Here is a 15,774-nt window from a genome sequence, read left to right on the forward strand (position 1 = left end):
GGTGATTGATTCGTGGCCTTCGGCAGCTTGTTCACCACGCTTTTAGCGATAGATTATTTCTGATTATTGGCGTCTTGAGCAACCGTTACTTTCTGGCCGTCCTTCAGCTGATGCTGCCCGGAGACGACCACCTGCTCGCCGGCTTTCACTCCGTCCAACACTTCCTGATACGTTTCGTTTACCCGGCCGAGCTTTATCGGACGCTTCTCTACCTGGTCTCCCTTCAAAATAAATACGAAGGCGTCGCTGCCCTCTCTTACGATGCTAAGGCTCGGCACCGCGATGACCATCTGCTCCTCCTTGCTCGTTAGCTGTATCTGCACTCGGGAGCCCGGCTTCAAGTAGCCGTCGGCGTTAGCGACTTCCAGCTCCAGCGGGTACGATTTGGTCTGCGAGTTCATCACGTCCGCCAAATAGGTGACGCGTCCTTGCAGCAGCTTGTCCGGATTGTCCGCGCTGTAGAAGGAAAGCTCCTGCTTGCCTTTGACGAGCGCCGCCGCGGCTTCGCTCAAATCCGCTTTGATTTTGATCGGATCAAGCTGCTGCACTTGGCCGACCTTGCCTCCGCGCGCCACGGATTGGCCGACTTCCACGGACAGATCCGTCAGCACCCCGGATATCGGCGCCTTCACGGCGTAGTTATCCAGCGTATTGTCGATGTCTTGAAGGCTGAGCTTCGCGGAATCGACCTGCGACTGGGCGCTGGCGAGCCCGTTGGTTTTGTCCATAGCGTCCAGCTTGTTTTGCAGATTTTGCAAATCCAGCTGCGCGCTGTTCACCTGCATCTCGCTTTGTTCCAATTGGCGCTTCGTTACAAGGCCTGCGTCGTAATCGTTATGCATCTTGTTGTAATCCTTGGTCACGCTGTCCAGCTGCTGCTGCGCCTTTGCGATCGAATTTTGCAGCTCCGTCTTGCTGTTTGTGAGGTCTTCGGACGCTTTTTGCAGCGCGTCCTCTGCGCTTTTCAGAGCAACCTCGCTTTTATCCTTTTGCAGGAGCGCGTCCTTTTGATCCAGTCTGAAAATCACCTCCCCCTGCTGCACCGTATCTCCCCGTTTTTTAACGATCTCGAGCACTTGCCCGTCGGCTTTGGGGCTAATATCGACTTCGGAGGCGGCGACGATATCCGCTACCTGCTCCTTCGGATCGCCCATGCTTTGCTTGTCGACGGCGGCCGTTTTTACCGTCTTCGTATCCGTCTGCGCGGCGGCATTGGGGCTGGCGGTCTTGGGCGAGGCGCAGCCTGCGGCCAGCGCCGCGACCACCATCACCATGCTCGCCGTTTTAACCCATTGCATCCTGTTATGACGCGTCCTTTTACGCTGATTCATTGTTTTCTCCCCTTACATATCCATGGTTTGATTCGGTTTGGCTTTGCGGTGGAACCATCCGCCGATCCGCCCTTTAATGGCTTCGATCAGCTCATACACGACAGGCACGACGACCAGCGTAAGCAGCGTGGAGGTGGTGAGCCCGCCGATGACGACGACGGCAAGACCTTTGGAAATCAAGGTGCCTTTGGTCAAGCCCAGCGCCAGCGGAATTAACGCCACGACCGTCGCTCCGGCCGTCATAATGATCGGTCTGAGCCGTACCATACCCGCTTCAACCAATGCGTGGCGGACGGTATAGCCTTCCTGACGCAATTGCTGGGCGCGGTCGATCAGGACGATCGCATTCGTTACGACGATCCCGATCAGCATCATAAAGCCGATCAGCGACGTAATATTCAGCGATTCGCCGGTTAACAATAAAGCAATAAGACCGCCGATCGCCGCAAACGGCAGCGAGAACAAAATCGCGAATGGCGCTCCCGCATTGCCGAAGGCAAGCACCATGACCAGGTATACGATGAACACCGCCGCAGCCATCGCTACGAACAGCTGGGAGAAGCTTTCCTGAATATCCGCCGTAACCCCTTTGACTTCCCGGGATACGCCGTCCGGCAGCTGAACTTCATTCAGCGCCGCGGATACTTTATTGCTGACGCCGGATTTGTTCTCGTCGTTGATTTTAGCCGTAATGCTGACGACCTGCTCGCGCGAATCGCGCTGCAGCGACGCAGGAGCCTGCACCTCTTTGATCTTGGCTACTTCGTTCAAATAAATCGTATTGCCGTTTGCAGCCTTCAAAGGCATTTTGCCGATTTTATCGAGCGAGTTTTTATCGTCTTTGGCCAGCTCGACCGTCGTTTTATACAAGATGTTATCAAAGTGCAGATCGCCGAGCTGTTCCTTCTGAATCCAACTGCGGGCCGAATCCCGAATCGCCGCGGCGCTTAGGCCGAACAAACGGGCTTTTTGCTGGTCGACGGCAATTTCAACCTCTGTCTTGGAATCGCTCAGGCTGTCTTCGACTTCGGACAGTTCCGGGAAGCTTTGCAGCTTTTGTTTGACAAGCGCCGCCGCGTCTTCCAGCTGCTTCTGATCGTCGCCTTTGAGCATGTAGCTGAAATCGGTCGTAGAAACGCCGCCGCCGCCGCCGGCCAACGTTTTGGGCGTAACCTCGGAGCCTTTAGGCAGCTCGTCCAAAATCAGCTTCTTGTACTGATCCCTCACTTGATCCGGATCGGCCGTTTCATTCACTTCCGTATATACCTCGGACTGGTAAGCGACCTGGTCCGTCTTGCCGCCGTAGCCGACCAACGCTTCCACATAGGTGAACAGCGGCTGGCCCGAACCGTCCTTCGCATCGCGCAGCATCGCTTCGATCTGCTTGGTCTGCTCATCTGTGCTTTCGATGGACGTTTCGTAAGGCAGCTTGATGGAAAAGTACATCTGCCGCTCAGAGCTGCCTTCGGGAATAAAGCTGACGGCCAAATTAGGCACTACCGTCGCCAAGGTGACGACGAGCAGCAAACCGGACACGAGCAGCGTTTTGATCCGATGGTTCAAACACCACTTAAGCACCCGCTCGTACCATGCCTGCAACCGGCCGCGATGCGACTCGTCATGATGCTTGATGCGTCCGCCTTTTAACACCAGCAGCTTGGCCATCATCGGGATGACGGTCAAGGCGACCAGCAGGGAAGCGAGCAGCGCGCACGCCAGCGTAATGGCGAACGGCCGGAAAAACTCGCCGGCAATCCCGCTGACCAATCCGATCGGAGCGAACACGCCGACCGTCGCCAAGGTCGACGACGTAATCGCCATCGCTACCTGCTTGGTAGCGAGCTTAATGACGGATTCATTACGTTCCTGCGCCTTTTGCAGCGCGGAGTAAATGTTCTCGATAACGACGATACTATCGTCGACGACGCGCCCGACCGCAATGAACATACCGCCGAGCGTCATAATGTTAAGCGTGATATGAAGCTGGGACATCATCAATAACGTAATGAGTATCGACAACGGAATCGATACGAGAACGATCAAGGTCATGCGCGCATTGCGCAAAAACAGCAAAATCATCAAGGAAGCGAGCAGCGCTCCGGAAATCCCTTCCTTCAGCATGCCGTGAACCGATTCGTTAACTTCGTCCGCGCTGTTGTAAATGGCCTTGAAGGTCACGCCGGGCATCGATTGCTGCCAGCCTTCGATCAGCTTATCGGCATCGTCGGAGAAATTCACCGCATTGGCGCTTTTCGTCTTGTACAGATGAATGCCGATAGCGGGTTTGCCATCTAACCGCGCGTTGAATTCGGAATCGGTGACGGCTTTGATGACGGCAATTTCCTTGAGCGTAATCGTGCCCCCGCTCGCCGTTTGCAGCTCCATCTGTTCCAGATTGTACAGGCTGTCCAAATCGCCGGTAACCCGCGCCATCTTCGTATTTCCGTCAAAATCGACCGAACCGATAGGGCCGCTCGACAGCGCGCTGCGGATCGACGCGGTCACCTGTGCAGGCGTCAAGCCGTAGCTGTTCAACGCATCGGCGTTCAGCTGAATGTCCATCGTCGTCTCCCGCGAACCGATGGAATCGACATGGTCGATCCCCTGCATCGACTCGAAGCCGGGCTTAATCTGATCCTCATACAGCTGATCGAGCTCGGTCTGGCTCATCCCGTTATCGGCGTAAATCGCCAGGTAATAAGCGGGAATCGATGCGAAGCCGAACGTCGAGACCTTCGGTCTTTCCGCCGTAGACGGCAGATTCACTTCCTGAACGAGGCTCTCGATATCCTGCTTCTTTTTGTCGGTATCGACGTCCTGTTTGAACTGAACGATAATCGTCGATACGTTGTCGCTGGAGGTCGACGTTAAGGAATCCAGGTCCTCGATGTTCGCTACCTTATCCTCCAGCGGCTTGGTGATCTGCTCCATCACATCCGTGGGCGGACCGGGATAGGTCGTGCTGATTAATACAACCGGAAACGAAACATCCGGCATGTTCTCCACTTTCAATGTAGATGCCGCGTACAAGCCTCCGCCCATCAATAGAGCGATTATGATGAACACAGCAGCTACATTTTTCATGGAGAAGCTGGTCAGTTTATTCATGAAGTTCCCTCCTAGGACCTTAAGCTTTCATCAAAATACACCTGCAATATGAACGGAACATGAACAAACGGCTCTCCGGCATGCAGCGCGAAGCTAGTAAATAATAGCAGCAGCCGGCTTCGGGCTAACCAACCTTCCAAAAAAAGGGATGAGAAAACCAAACCAAGGCAACGCAAATAAGCAGAGCTCCCCGGATCTGCATCGTCATGCCTTCAGCAAGGAACTCTACTTCTTTTTAACATGAAACCTACTATACACGAGAAGCTGCGCAGTCATCCAGCAGAACATATTGCCAGCTGTGCGAATCCGGAGAACAAATCCCCCAAAAGCCATCCATGCCGCCGACGCGGCACCACAGACAATGGAAATGGGGTACCAAGAGTAATTTCCAGGGTAGTGACGTGATGCTCTGAAGCTTATCCCGTCCGCATCCAGCCTAAGCTGGATCGGCGTCTAACCCTTCCTCTGGGATCGTTCTATGGGTAGACTTTCCTTTCGGGGGAGACCCCGGATATCCACAGGATATGGCTGCGCATAATTCCTAAACAACAAAAAAAAAGAAGCCGCACAGGGCTTCTTCGATTCAATTGCGAACCGGCTGCATATCGCAAGCGGGGCGGTTCGGAAAAGTTAATATAAAGACCGTTTTTTCTTCCGAGCTTTGAAAAGTAATATCTCCCTCGTTTTTGGACATAATTTGCTTGCAAATGGCAAGCCCGAGCCCCGTACCGTTCGTCTTGTTCGTTACAAACGGGGTAAACAGCGTATTTGAAATCTCAGCCGGGATGGCCGGACCGTTGTTGCTTATGTGGATGGAGATGCCCCGGCTTTCTTCAAAGGCATGGATCTCCATTTTTTTCTCATGCTTGATCTCGGACAGCGCGTCGATGCCGTTGTTGATCAGGTTGTTCAAAACCTGCTGAATCGCCAGCCTCTGGCAATTGAGCGTCAAATGGTCCGCTATGCTTATCGATAAATGAACATTCTCGTTGATAAGCCGAGGGTTTAGCAGCGACAAGTTGTATTCGATCATTTGCTTTACCGGGATATGGGCCATTTCTTCTTCAATAATGGGCCTTCTGGAAAAGCTGAGAAATCCGGTAACCTGCATATGCATATTGTTGCATTCTTCTTCAATAAATTCCAGATAGGCATCCGCTTTCTCACGCGGCAGCGACTGAATATTGGAACGCAGCAGCTTAAGGAAGCCTTTGATCGAAGTAAGCGGATTCCTAATTTCATGAGCCATGCTCGCGGCCATTTTGCCAAGCAGGTTGATTCTGTCGTCGTGAAGCTGATGAATCGCCATGTCCTTTTCTTTTAAGGACGACACGGTTCTTTGCCAATAGCCCTCGCAGAGCCGTACCTCGAAATAATCGATGCGCATGCTGATCGCCTGAAGCAAATCCTTCGGCGCCCAGTCTCCGCAATACGCAAAAAAGGCTTGGCGCCAACGGTGAGAACAGTCGATAATATCAATAATTTGCAGCTTAAGTTCGGAATACCTGGCACACCAGTCCGGAACTACGGCTTGAAAAGGATGGGCAGCGGCCGGAATATGAATATCCAGCAAATAATCGAAATACCGGTCGCCGTTTCGCTGCAGCTTCTCGATCCCGGCAAGCCCCGAAAGCTTGATGGCTCCCCGCAGCCAAAATTGCACGATCTGCGGCTTCGAATTCCGTATTTTCTTCAGCAAAGGCTCTTCGTCCATGATGAAAACCCGCCTATAGTTGAATTGTGTGATAATATTTAACTTATCATAAAGCTTCACACACGCCAATGCTCTATTTAACAGTTTTTTTATACATTTTGTCTCTTGCTTTGCATGAATTTATGCTGATATGTAAATATTGAATTCGCCGATCGTGTCAATCAACAACGGGATGCTGAACACTTGCCCTCCCCAAGCGTACGCGGTGCCGTTAACGAGATGAGGCGGCGTTATGTCAACTTCGATCCCCTGCTGGTACAGCAGCGTGCTCGCATTGCCGCTGATCATATTGCCAAGCTCTCCTACGGCACTCTGACATAGCTCGTCAAAATGGCTAACGGGATATCCTCCCATCATGCCGGAAACCATACGGAAAGCTACCGTCTCCGGAAACCCGAATAAAACGTCTTTGCTCATTTGCCCCATGATGCCGATTTTAAGCCAAACGTAGTCCTCGGTATAGTGAATCGTTTTCACACTGAGCTGCCCTACGACAGGTTTAATCTGGATCAACGTTTCGATGACATGAAGCGATGAAGTCAAGAACGGATTGACGAAGTTTGCTTGCACACAATACAACCCCTTTTCAAATGAAAGTTATTTTCCCGAGAAAAAAAACAGACTGCCCGAAATTGGGCAGTCTTGTTCTACAAAGACCGGAATATAAGCGCAATTTCGGTAACCCAGCCGCCATAGAATGGTTCCTTAGGCCTGTGGCTTTGCGTCCTTACCTTTCGATAAGTTTGCCGCTTTTCGATTTGTCATGATAGCTTCCACGGAAAATACGTATCAAACTAATCCCATTGTAGCATAGAAGGTAATAAAATAGTATCATTTTCCGACATCATTGCCGCAAAAAAACATGACTTTACGACTACCGCCCGCTGGGAAAAGTAAAATAACCCCACAAAGTAGTGGGGCCTTGACTTCGAAGCTGATTCAGGTATTTTGCGGGGAGCCCCGAAAACAAGCTATTCTCCGCCCAGCGACCGTTTGGAGAAAACGAGCCGATAGACGGCCCAAATCATCACAAGCGCGGCAGGCACCCATAGAAGCCGAAGCCCGTACAGATGAATGAGTTTGCCGGCTTCCTCCACATGGTCTCCGGCCAAGCGGCCGGCAACAAAGAAGATCAGCGTCCATACCAAGCCCGTCGAATAGGAAATCAAGGCATAGCGCCGAAACGTCATTTTATTTATGCCGACAATATAAGGGGTTACATGCCTGACAACCGGGAAGAAATAGCTGATCACCAGCGCCATGCTTCCGTACTTTTCGATCAGACTCTCGGACATGCTCAAATATTTGTCCATCTTCTTCTTGCGCTTCAGCTTCTCGATCACCGGACTGCCGACGAACCTTCCCAGAAAATAGCCGAGGGACAACCCGGAAATAACGCCCAAATACGTTAACGCAAATGCCGGTATAACATGCAGCAAACCGCTGGCTGTTGCAGCGCCGCCTGTCATGACGATAACTTCATCGGGAATGGGCATGCCGACGATGCCTAACCACAGAGCGAAAAACAAAGCCGCATAACCGAATTGTCCGATCATGGACAGCAGCGAATCATAACTCATGAACGATCAACCTCTCTTGCGGCAAACATAGACAAAAGCCGGGGGCAAATTAAACGGCACAAAGTCGATCGTCTCCATATCGAAATCGCCGCTGAGCTTATGCTTCATCTGCAGCGAATACTGGAACGCGATAAAATATCCCCCCGGCTTCAGCGAAGCCGCCACTTCCTTCATAATATTATCCCGCAGTCCCTGCGGGAAGTTAAAGAACGGCAGACCGCTGACAATAGCGTCGAGCTGGCCGATGCCCTCGGATTTCATCGCATTTCGGATATGGCATGCGTCGGCGTAACAGGCGGCTCCCGGATACTTCACGGCAAGCTGGTCGCGCAGAATGCCGTCCTTTTCAAACAGCAGCAGCTTGGTCCGCTCCTTCAGATTGACTTGAATTTGCTCGGTTATCGCCCCGGTGCCGGCTCCGAGCTCCGCCGCGGCGCTCACTTCATGCCAAGGTATATGCCGAACCATCGCTCTAGCCAAAAATTTGGAGCTCGGCGTGATGCTCCCCATCTGCTTAGGGGAACGGAGAAATTTATGAAGGAATAGAAACTTTTCCTGAACTAGCGCATTGACATCAATCATGGTGGGAACCTCTCTTCATAAGATTACTCTTTTTTTGATGCGTTCACAATTTTATCACTTTTCACATTAAGCATACAAATTTTGGATGAACTATTCAACAGTCCGCAGGCCGGGATTTTACTGGACTTAAGACCAGGTTGTCTTCCGGACTGCTTTTCGGCATTCATTCTAACAACATATGTTAGTTTTAGCCATGATATAGGGCTTCAGGAGGAGTTGTCCCAAAAACAACATATAAAAACCCCCGTAGCTTTAACCGGCTACCGGGGGCGTATGGTTGACTGACACCACTCAGAGCTATCAGGTTGTCGTCTTCGGGCGCAGACGCATGCTCATTGCTTGCTCCTTCTTCCGGTCCCGGAGGCCGAAGCATCGCGTGCCAGCAAATACCGGTGCATATGCTTGCCTCCAAGCCAGAAGCACCACGCCGCAAAAGGGATGACCAAGGCGTAGAACAGCAGCAGATGCGTTCCTAAATCCGGCGAAGGACCTTCTTGATACAGCCTCCCGATCCCCCGTTCAGGAGCTATGACCCGTTGAGACAACGGGAAGCCCAGTACATAGCCTGCGTACAGCGGCATTGAAAGAACGGACATCCACGGGCGGCTCACGAAAGCCGCCAGCCCTTGCAGCGCGATAATATAAAGAACGGTCAAAGGGACAAACAGCAGCAGGTACCCGGCCGCGCAGCGACATACGATCACCCATTGCTCCGGCGGCATCGGCTCCGTCCACTGCTTGAGCAGCGCTCCCGCCGCGCAACCGAGCAGCAGCAGTCCCCAATACGGAAGCATGACCGATAAATAAGCGCAGGCGCGGCTTGCGAGCAGCAAATAACGGGAATGCGGAAAAGTCAACCACCAGGCCGAATCGTTGCGCTGAAACTCCATATGCCGGTTTATATAATAACCGACGATAGCCATATAGCCGAGCACAACGATAGCCGACTGATACGAGATCAGCTCCTGCATATTGCCGCCGTTGCGATAAGCAAAAATAGCCGCCACCGCCGGCAATATGCACGCGATAAGCTTCCCTGCCTTCGTCCGCAGCAGGCTCGTATGCCGCCGCCGCTCCATCGCGACGAGCGCGCGGAACGGCGTTCGGCGGATGTCTCCGCCGAGCTGCCCCTGCTTCGCTGCGGCAAGCCCGGGGCCGGATTCGGCGGCCCGGGAAACGGCGCCGCTCCTGTAGCGGATGCCGCTCATCCGCTTCATTCCGACGGACGCGGCGAGCCATAGGCATAGTCCGGCCAGCGGCCATCCCGCGGCCGCGATGATCCCGGCGTAGCGGGCGACATCCCCCGGAGCCAAGTAATCCGCCGCGAACTGCCGATTCCCCGCCATGATCGTAAAAATGAGCGCAGGCATCGAAACGTATAGGCACAGGATCGTAACGGCCATACGCGCCCACCCTATATGGAAAACCGTCAGCAGCAAACCGAAAGCGACGACGACAGGCATAAGCGCCGCGGCCAGCAGCGCGTCGGCGCCCAAGATCCGCAGCAGCTCCGCCGGCGGGACGGTCTCCATCCGCCCCCAGCCGGCGGCAAGCGCGTAATGCGCCACGCGGATGAAGAGCAGATAAGCGGCGAGATGCCCTCCGAGCCGGAGCAGGCCCAGCGCCTTGCCGAACAGAAGCGACAGGCGCGAATGCGGCAGCTGCAGCCACCAGTCGCGGCTAACGCCGTATCTGGCGCCGGACGATGCCGAATCGTACAATACGAGCAGCAGCATCGCCTCGAACAGGATGAGTACCCCTGACGTAAACAGTCCGCTGACCGTCGTCGCATCGCGCATGAGCGCCATGCTCCCGGCGAGCGCGGCCAAGATAGCCAAGACGATCCATAAATAATTGCTTTGTCTTCTTCCGATTAAAAAAGGACTGTATCGGCTCATTTCCAAACGGGACAACAGCGGGATCACGGTCATGAGAACACATCCCTATAATGTGATTCTACCGACAGTCCCCGCTGCCGCAAGTCATCCACATCGTCCGTCGACCGGACTCGGCCATCTCCCAGCAGGATGAGGCAATCGAATAAATTTTCCATTTCCCGGATATCATGCGTCGCAATAAGAAAGGTTCGCTCTCCGTCGGCCAGATCGGCGACCACCGACGAAGCGATCTGCTCCCGGGACAGCATATCGACGCCGGTAAACGGTTCGTCCAGCACGATGAGCGGCGATCTCCGGGCAAGACAGGTCAATAGCTGCAGCCTCGCTTCCTCTCCCCGGGACAAGGCCGCGATCCGCGACTGGCGGTTGACGCGCAATGACTGAACGAGCTGCTCCGCGTAGTCCTCGTTCCAATCCGGATACAAATCGCGCGCAAACTGAAGCCATTCTCCCGCCGTTAGCCAGCCGGGCAGCTTGCCCCGGTCCGGCAAAACCGCCATATGCCCAAGAGTCGCCACCCCCGCCGGCTCGCCGAATATTCGCACCGCGCCCCCGCTCGGCTCCATCAGACCGGAGCATACCTTAAGCAGCGTCGATTTCCCGGCGCCGTTCGGTCCGAGCAAGCCGCCGATACGCCCTTTTTCCAAACGGAAGGTGACGTCTTGCAAAATAGGCTTCTTCTTCAACGTTACGCTCACTTCACTGCATTCGATTGCATAGAGAGCATCGTTTACGTTAACGCCCATAAACTTATTCCTCCTTTACTTGTGCCAGCTCCAGCAATTGCTCCACAGTCAAATCGAGCGATTCGGCCGTCTCGCGGAGCTTGCGGACCGCCTCGCGGGCGATAGCCCGCTTGCTCTCCCGGATAACCTTTTCGTCCTTAGTGACAAAGGTGCCTTGTCCGCGGTACGTTACGATCAACTGGCTTCGCTCCAATTCCTGATAAGTTTTCATGACGGTCGTCGGATTGACGCGGATCGTTGCCGCGAGCTCCCGTACGGACGGCAGCCGGATGCCGGGGGCCAGCACGCCGCGTGCAATATCGGCCCGCAGTTGCTCTACGAACTGCTCATATAACGGACGAGACGGGTCGATCCGAAAATGATCCGGTTTCCATATAAAATCCATGCTTCCACCTCACTGTAGCTAGTGTATGACTACACGCCATACATTATGTTTGGATTGTATCACATCACACCATACACTTCAACCCTGATTCTCCATTCACTGAAAAATAAAGTAGTGGACTCGGTTAATTGTAGTAACGTAAATAGAGGATGGTTAGTTCAATATATGAGCTAATCTTCTCTATTTTTTGTTTAAATGAATTATTAACTGCGACTAGAATAAAAAGTGGACAATCGGTAAGTGACCCGAGATAATAAACTTAAATGATGAGGGGGGTCCACAATGGTAGAGCAGCGCCAACGCTACAATGACGAGTTCAAAAAACAAGCCGTGAAATATGTTCAGGAACAAACGAAATCCTTGTCAGAAATAGCGGAAGAAATGAATATTCCGACGGGGACGTTAAAAAATTGGATGATGAAGTATCGCACTTTTGAAAATGAGCCCATTTCCACTTCGAACCCTGAGAAAGTCCGTCAACTCGAAGAGCGCTTGAAGGCTTCCGAACGGGAGAAGCAGGATCTGCAGGAAGAATTGGCGATTCTAAAAAAGGCTCTGCACATCTTCAGCAAAGAAAGGAACTAAGGTTCCAATTTATCGAAGATCATCGCTCCGAATTTCGTGTGGAGAAGATGTGCAAAGTGATGGAGGTTTCCCGGAGCGGCTTTTACAAATGGCAGCAGGCTGTCCCCAGCGAACAAGAACGTCGTAAAGCGAAGGTGCAGGAGCGGATTTCTTACCATTTCCATGACTCCCAAGGACGTTATGGCAGCCCTAAAATCACTCATATGCTGTGGAAAGAGGGGCTGCATATCTCGGAACGCACGGTGAGCGTCTACATGAAGGAATTGGAGCTGCGTTCCTGTGCTTCCCGTAAGTTCAAGGTTCAAACCACGGATTCTAACCATGATCTGCCCCTTGCTCCCAATGTGCTGAATCAGAAGTTTACTACGGCAGAGCCAGGTAAAGTATGATGACAGACATTACGTATATCGCTTGTCGAGAAGGACGCTTATACTTGGCTAGTGTAATGGACTTGTGTACACGCGAGATTGTAGTTTACCTAAATCATGTCTGGGGACAACGGGGTAAGCTAAAGGTTGTGCGCCCATGGCTTATTGAAGCAAGGCTAGAACTCCTTGCATCCTGTAAGCATCTTGCATGAGAGGCTGCCGACGGACAAACGTCGGCAGCCTCTGTTGTACTGTAATAAAAGTCTAGGGAGTGGTTATATGTCTAAAATCATATTATTTAGGGGAATGTCTGGAACTGGGAAATCAACATTATCAAACGAACTAGGCAAGAGAATCAATATCCCTATTTTACACAAGGATGATATTTATGATTCGGTTGCTGAATTTGTTACTGAACATGGGTTAAGAAATAAAATATGCTTTGATTTTCTTTACCGTTTTTTACAAACAGTTATTGATTCTTCGGCCGCAATCATACTTGATTATGGGTTAAATAATATTGATGATGTACAAAGATTAAAAAACTGGGTTGAGGAAAGAGGCGCGACATTTAAAACAATTTATTGTACATGCAGTAATGAGTCCATTTGGTCGGAAAGACTAGCTTCCCGTGGCGCCAATCCATTGCCCAATCAGTTGATTACCAATTTAGCCGATCTTAAAGAGCATTATAAGAACGTTAAGATGGAGCATTTGGAGGGTGAATTAATTCTTGATACCATTAAGGAATCCAAAATATTAATTGATCAAGTCGAATCTTTTTTATCGGAGTCATAATTTATAGCATTCCGCCATCGAAGGAAGTATCTTACATATTAGTCATGTACAATATGTGGAACTCTTTATTTTATCTGACTTTCTTAAATTTAGGTCTTGATAACTGTGGGAAATAAAGTTGTAGACTGACCATGCTTCATTCAGCTAACTGTCAGTAATGTTTAACTACCGATTTTAATCTGTAAGTTAAATATCAGCCAATTTTCAGTAGTATAACTTCCAGTTTTATGAAATAATCTTCTTAAGAAAGCTGCCTAATATTCCTACGGGCAAGGAAGTTTTTCGAAGTCATTTTTAATCGAGGTGTACATATGAATAAAATGAATCTTGCTAAATCATATGATATTGACTCTCATAGAAGGGTAAATGCTACACCTGCTGAGTGGAAAATTATTGAGAGAGAAAATTTTCTGAACAAGTTACTTTCATCGAATAAAAAAAACTTACTTGAAATTGGTGCCGGCACAGGCATTGATAGTCTTTATTTCAAGGAAAATGGCATTGAGGTAACAAGCGTTGAGTTGTCTTCCGAGATGGTGCGCTATTGCAAGGAGAGAGGACTTCAAGCATATGTCATGGACTTTTACGATTTAGATTTCGCCGATAGTACATTCGATGCTGTATATGCCCTAAATTGTCTGTTACATGTGCCTAAAAGCGAAATAGATGACGTACTTTTAGGAATCAAACGAATAATGAAACCAGATGCTCTTTTCTATATGGGATTATATGGCGGAAAAGATTCAGAAGGGATATGGGATAATGATTGGTGTGATCCTAAACGTTTTTTTGCATCATATTCTGATAATTCAATAAGAGCGGTTGTAGGAAAACATTTTAAAGAAATAAGTTTTAACACAATTCCATTACAACATGGACAACCACATTTTCAAGCACTTACTTTACAGAAATAATAATGAAAAGTTAAATTTGCGACACCTATAGATAGATATTTAACGGGACAGACAGTGTGTAGCTTCGCAGGGTAGCTCCTATACTCATTGAAGTAACGGGCAGATTAGGAGATATTGTGTTAAAGTATGGATATTGAACAAATAAATTCCTGGAAGAGGAAGTGTTCTTGTGAAACTAAACCATCTCAACCTAACGGTCAGTGATGTTAAAGCTACAGTCGATTTCTTGGTAAAATATTTCGGATTGCAAATTGGAAACACACGCGGCAATACATTCGCCGTATTATTTGACGACGGTAGGTTAGTGCTTACCTTGATGAAAGGCAATCAAGTCAGCTACCCCAACACCTTTCATATCGGCTTCATTCAAGAAAGCGAGGATCGGGTGAACGAAATCAATCAACGTATGAAGGATGATGGGTTTGATGTGGAGCCCCCGCAAAGATCGCACGCATGGACGTTCTATGTCCAAGCGCCTGGTGGATTTACTGTCGAGGTTCTGAGTTAATTGTTTACGCTAACGGTGAACGTCAGCTTAATAAAACAGCGGCAGTCTAACGCTTTATTTTCATTCCATGGCTGCCGCTGTTTTATTTTGGGAGCCAGTCTAATACTTATTTGGCGAAGAGTCTGACGTTTCGTAATGCTAAAAGCCGCGTGGAATCAACATATCCAGTCTAGTCCGGCGCGGGATCACGCCGGACGCAGGCTTAATGCGCCACAGATTGCTTACAAACCGTTAACTCCGGAGCGCTTCATCCAAAAAGCGCAGCGAAACCTGCAGCGCCTCCTCCAAATGCGGCGTCGCGCCCTGGAAAGGATGCACCGCGCCGAACGTATGATTGCCGCCGGCAACGACGGCGGTCTTATGCCGGGGCGCGCCGGCGCGCAGCGCTTCGAAGCCGGCCTGCAGCCGCGGAGAATCCTGGTCTCCCTGCACCTGCAGCACGGGAATGTTCAGCTCGGCGAGCCGCCGCACGATATCGTACCGCTCGCCGCTTGCCTTCAGATCGTCGAAATACTCGATCCGAATCGGCATCTCCTGCTTCGTTCGCGCATTCGCCACGTACGCTACGCCGTCCTTCTCCACCTGCGCTTGGAACTCGGCGGGGAATAAATCGGCATAGGCGCTGCCGTTCCAAGTGACCAGCGCCTTCACCTGCGGATGCTCGGCGGCGAATACGATGCCGCCCGCCCCTCCCCAGCTGTGGCCCAGCAAAGCAATGCGCGACGGATCGGCCAGCTCGGCGCGAGGAAGCCCCCGCTCCAGCAGCGCGTTCAGCACAAGGCTCAAATCTTCCTGCTCGCGCGAAAACGTATTGAGCGCGAACTTGTCCAGCTCGTCGAAATCCGTTTGCCCGACGCCGTTGCAGGAAAAATTGTAGGTCACCGTATAATAGCCGTTTTCGGCAAAACGCCCGGCGATATACGGGAAGAAGCCCCAATCTTTAAACCCTTTGAAACCGTGGCTGATGAGCAGAACCGGCAGCGCCGAAGCTTCCTGCAAGCCTCCTCTTTGGATCAGACGCACGTCGCCGCGGATGAACAGCGGCTCCCCGCCGCTTAGCCGGCCGGCGTTTAATACGAATGTGTCATGAATGATGACAGATTCACTCATCGCAATCCCTCCTGATTGTCAATCGCTTCCTATCCATGTATATCATACAGGAAAGCGCCGGCGTTTCCCATGGCACGGGGAGGAAATATTTACCTGAATGCCCCGTTATGATACTCTGATCATAAACCGCATTTTTTTCCGAAAGTC

At 51.1% G+C, this 15,774-nt stretch carries 15 protein-coding genes and 1 riboswitch; of the genes, 5 read left to right on the forward strand and 10 right to left on the reverse strand.

Going from position 1 to position 15,774, the window contains the following annotated elements; all coding sequences use genetic code 11:
- Positions 1 to 53 precede the first annotated feature (53 nt).
- From N0M98_RS02360 to N0M98_RS02400, 9 genes are all read right to left on the reverse strand, one after another.
- The gene (locus tag N0M98_RS02360; protein ID WP_259616829.1) at positions 54 to 1,331 is read right to left on the reverse strand and encodes an efflux RND transporter periplasmic adaptor subunit; all 1,278 of its coding nucleotides are present in this window, start codon (positions 1,329 to 1,331) and stop codon (positions 54 to 56) included.
- 12 nt (positions 1,332 to 1,343) lie between these two features.
- Positions 1,344 to 4,439 (reverse strand): efflux RND transporter permease subunit, encoded by a 3,096-nt coding sequence (locus N0M98_RS02365; protein WP_259616830.1) that lies wholly within the window; start codon positions 4,437 to 4,439, stop codon positions 1,344 to 1,346.
- Between the two features lie 583 nt (positions 4,440 to 5,022).
- Positions 5,023 to 6,153 (reverse strand): sensor histidine kinase, encoded by a 1,131-nt coding sequence (locus N0M98_RS02370; RefSeq protein WP_259616831.1) that lies wholly within the window; start codon positions 6,151 to 6,153, stop codon positions 5,023 to 5,025.
- Between the two features lie 120 nt (positions 6,154 to 6,273).
- A complete protein-coding gene (locus N0M98_RS02375) occupies positions 6,274 to 6,723 on the reverse strand; it encodes a chemotaxis protein CheX (RefSeq protein WP_249862020.1) in 450 nt (149 codons plus the stop codon).
- A gap of 104 nt (positions 6,724 to 6,827) precedes the next feature.
- Positions 6,828 to 6,911, reverse strand: a riboswitch (cyclic di-GMP riboswitch).
- A gap of 213 nt (positions 6,912 to 7,124) precedes the next feature.
- On the reverse strand, positions 7,125 to 7,733 hold the full coding sequence (locus N0M98_RS02380; RefSeq protein ID WP_249862019.1) for a DedA family protein: 609 nt from the start codon (positions 7,731 to 7,733) through the stop codon (positions 7,125 to 7,127).
- Between the two features lie 6 nt (positions 7,734 to 7,739).
- The gene (locus N0M98_RS02385; protein ID WP_259616832.1) at positions 7,740 to 8,315 is read right to left on the reverse strand and encodes a class I SAM-dependent methyltransferase; all 576 of its coding nucleotides are present in this window, start codon (positions 8,313 to 8,315) and stop codon (positions 7,740 to 7,742) included.
- 332 nt (positions 8,316 to 8,647) lie between these two features.
- The gene (locus tag N0M98_RS02390) at positions 8,648 to 10,246 is read right to left on the reverse strand and encodes a hypothetical protein (RefSeq protein ID WP_259616833.1); all 1,599 of its coding nucleotides are present in this window, start codon (positions 10,244 to 10,246) and stop codon (positions 8,648 to 8,650) included.
- Positions 10,243 to 10,959, reverse strand: coding sequence for an ATP-binding cassette domain-containing protein (locus N0M98_RS02395; protein WP_249862016.1), 717 nt, complete (start codon positions 10,957 to 10,959; stop codon positions 10,243 to 10,245). Before N0M98_RS02395 ends, N0M98_RS02390 begins: the two co-directional genes overlap by 4 nt.
- A gap of 4 nt (positions 10,960 to 10,963) precedes the next feature.
- Positions 10,964 to 11,344, reverse strand: coding sequence for a GntR family transcriptional regulator (locus tag N0M98_RS02400; RefSeq protein ID WP_249862015.1), 381 nt, complete (start codon positions 11,342 to 11,344; stop codon positions 10,964 to 10,966).
- 282 nt (positions 11,345 to 11,626) lie between these two features.
- On the opposite strand from N0M98_RS02400, the gene N0M98_RS02405 reads away from it, so the two are divergent.
- The 5 genes from N0M98_RS02405 to N0M98_RS02425 all read left to right on the forward strand — a co-directional run bounded on the left by N0M98_RS02405 (position 11,627) and on the right by N0M98_RS02425 (position 14,517).
- A complete protein-coding gene (locus N0M98_RS02405; protein WP_259616834.1) occupies positions 11,627 to 11,929 on the forward strand; it encodes a transposase in 303 nt (100 codons plus the stop codon).
- Positions 11,930 to 11,976: 47 nt separating this feature from the next.
- Positions 11,977 to 12,318 (forward strand): IS3 family transposase, encoded by a 342-nt coding sequence (locus N0M98_RS02410; RefSeq protein WP_259616835.1) that lies wholly within the window; start codon positions 11,977 to 11,979, stop codon positions 12,316 to 12,318.
- Between the two features lie 258 nt (positions 12,319 to 12,576).
- The gene (locus N0M98_RS02415; protein ID WP_259616836.1) at positions 12,577 to 13,095 is read left to right on the forward strand and encodes a P-loop nucleotide/nucleoside kinase family protein; all 519 of its coding nucleotides are present in this window, start codon (positions 12,577 to 12,579) and stop codon (positions 13,093 to 13,095) included.
- A 311-nt stretch (positions 13,096 to 13,406) separates the two neighbouring features.
- Entirely contained in the window at positions 13,407 to 14,009 is a 603-nt protein-coding gene (locus N0M98_RS02420; protein WP_249862013.1) for a class I SAM-dependent methyltransferase, read from the forward strand.
- Between the two features lie 169 nt (positions 14,010 to 14,178).
- A complete protein-coding gene (locus tag N0M98_RS02425) occupies positions 14,179 to 14,517 on the forward strand; it encodes a VOC family protein (RefSeq protein ID WP_249862012.1) in 339 nt (112 codons plus the stop codon).
- Positions 14,518 to 14,748: 231 nt separating this feature from the next.
- On the opposite strand, the gene N0M98_RS02430 is transcribed toward N0M98_RS02425, so the two are convergent.
- On the reverse strand, positions 14,749 to 15,627 hold the full coding sequence (locus tag N0M98_RS02430; protein ID WP_259616837.1) for an alpha/beta hydrolase family protein: 879 nt from the start codon (positions 15,625 to 15,627) through the stop codon (positions 14,749 to 14,751).
- Between the last annotated feature and the right edge of the window lie 147 nt (positions 15,628 to 15,774).

It is taken from the genome of Paenibacillus doosanensis, from assembly GCF_025060755.1.
Taxonomy (GTDB): domain Bacteria; phylum Bacillota; class Bacilli; order Paenibacillales; family NBRC-103111; genus Paenibacillus_S; species Paenibacillus_S doosanensis.

What these genes read in the sequence shown, in the direction of transcription:
- N0M98_RS02360 (WP_259616829.1), bottom strand. Translation starts at nt 1,331, where the DNA reads ATGAATCAGCGTAAAAGGACGCGTCATAACAGGATGCAATGGGTTAAA.
- N0M98_RS02365 (WP_259616830.1), bottom strand. Translation starts at nt 4,439, where the DNA reads ATGAATAAACTGACCAGCTTCTCCATGAAAAATGTAGCTGCTGTGTTC.
- N0M98_RS02370 (WP_259616831.1), bottom strand. Translation starts at nt 6,153, where the DNA reads ATGGACGAAGAGCCTTTGCTGAAGAAAATACGGAATTCGAAGCCGCAG.
- N0M98_RS02380 (WP_249862019.1), bottom strand. Translation starts at nt 7,733, where the DNA reads ATGAGTTATGATTCGCTGCTGTCCATGATCGGACAATTCGGTTATGCG.
- N0M98_RS02385 (WP_259616832.1), bottom strand. Translation starts at nt 8,315, where the DNA reads ATGATTGATGTCAATGCGCTAGTTCAGGAAAAGTTTCTATTCCTTCAT.
- N0M98_RS02390 (WP_259616833.1), bottom strand. Translation starts at nt 10,246, where the DNA reads ATGACCGTGATCCCGCTGTTGTCCCGTTTGGAAATGAGCCGATACAGT.
- N0M98_RS02395 (WP_249862016.1), bottom strand. Translation starts at nt 10,959, where the DNA reads ATGGGCGTTAACGTAAACGATGCTCTCTATGCAATCGAATGCAGTGAA.
- N0M98_RS02400 (WP_249862015.1), bottom strand. Translation starts at nt 11,344, where the DNA reads ATGGATTTTATATGGAAACCGGATCATTTTCGGATCGACCCGTCTCGT.
- N0M98_RS02405 (WP_259616834.1), top strand. Translation starts at nt 11,627, where the DNA reads ATGGTAGAGCAGCGCCAACGCTACAATGACGAGTTCAAAAAACAAGCC.
- N0M98_RS02410 (WP_259616835.1), top strand. Translation starts at nt 11,977, where the DNA reads ATGTGCAAAGTGATGGAGGTTTCCCGGAGCGGCTTTTACAAATGGCAG.
- N0M98_RS02415 (WP_259616836.1), top strand. Translation starts at nt 12,577, where the DNA reads ATGTCTAAAATCATATTATTTAGGGGAATGTCTGGAACTGGGAAATCA.
- N0M98_RS02420 (WP_249862013.1), top strand. Translation starts at nt 13,407, where the DNA reads ATGAATAAAATGAATCTTGCTAAATCATATGATATTGACTCTCATAGA.
- N0M98_RS02430 (WP_259616837.1), bottom strand. Translation starts at nt 15,627, where the DNA reads ATGAGTGAATCTGTCATCATTCATGACACATTCGTATTAAACGCCGGC.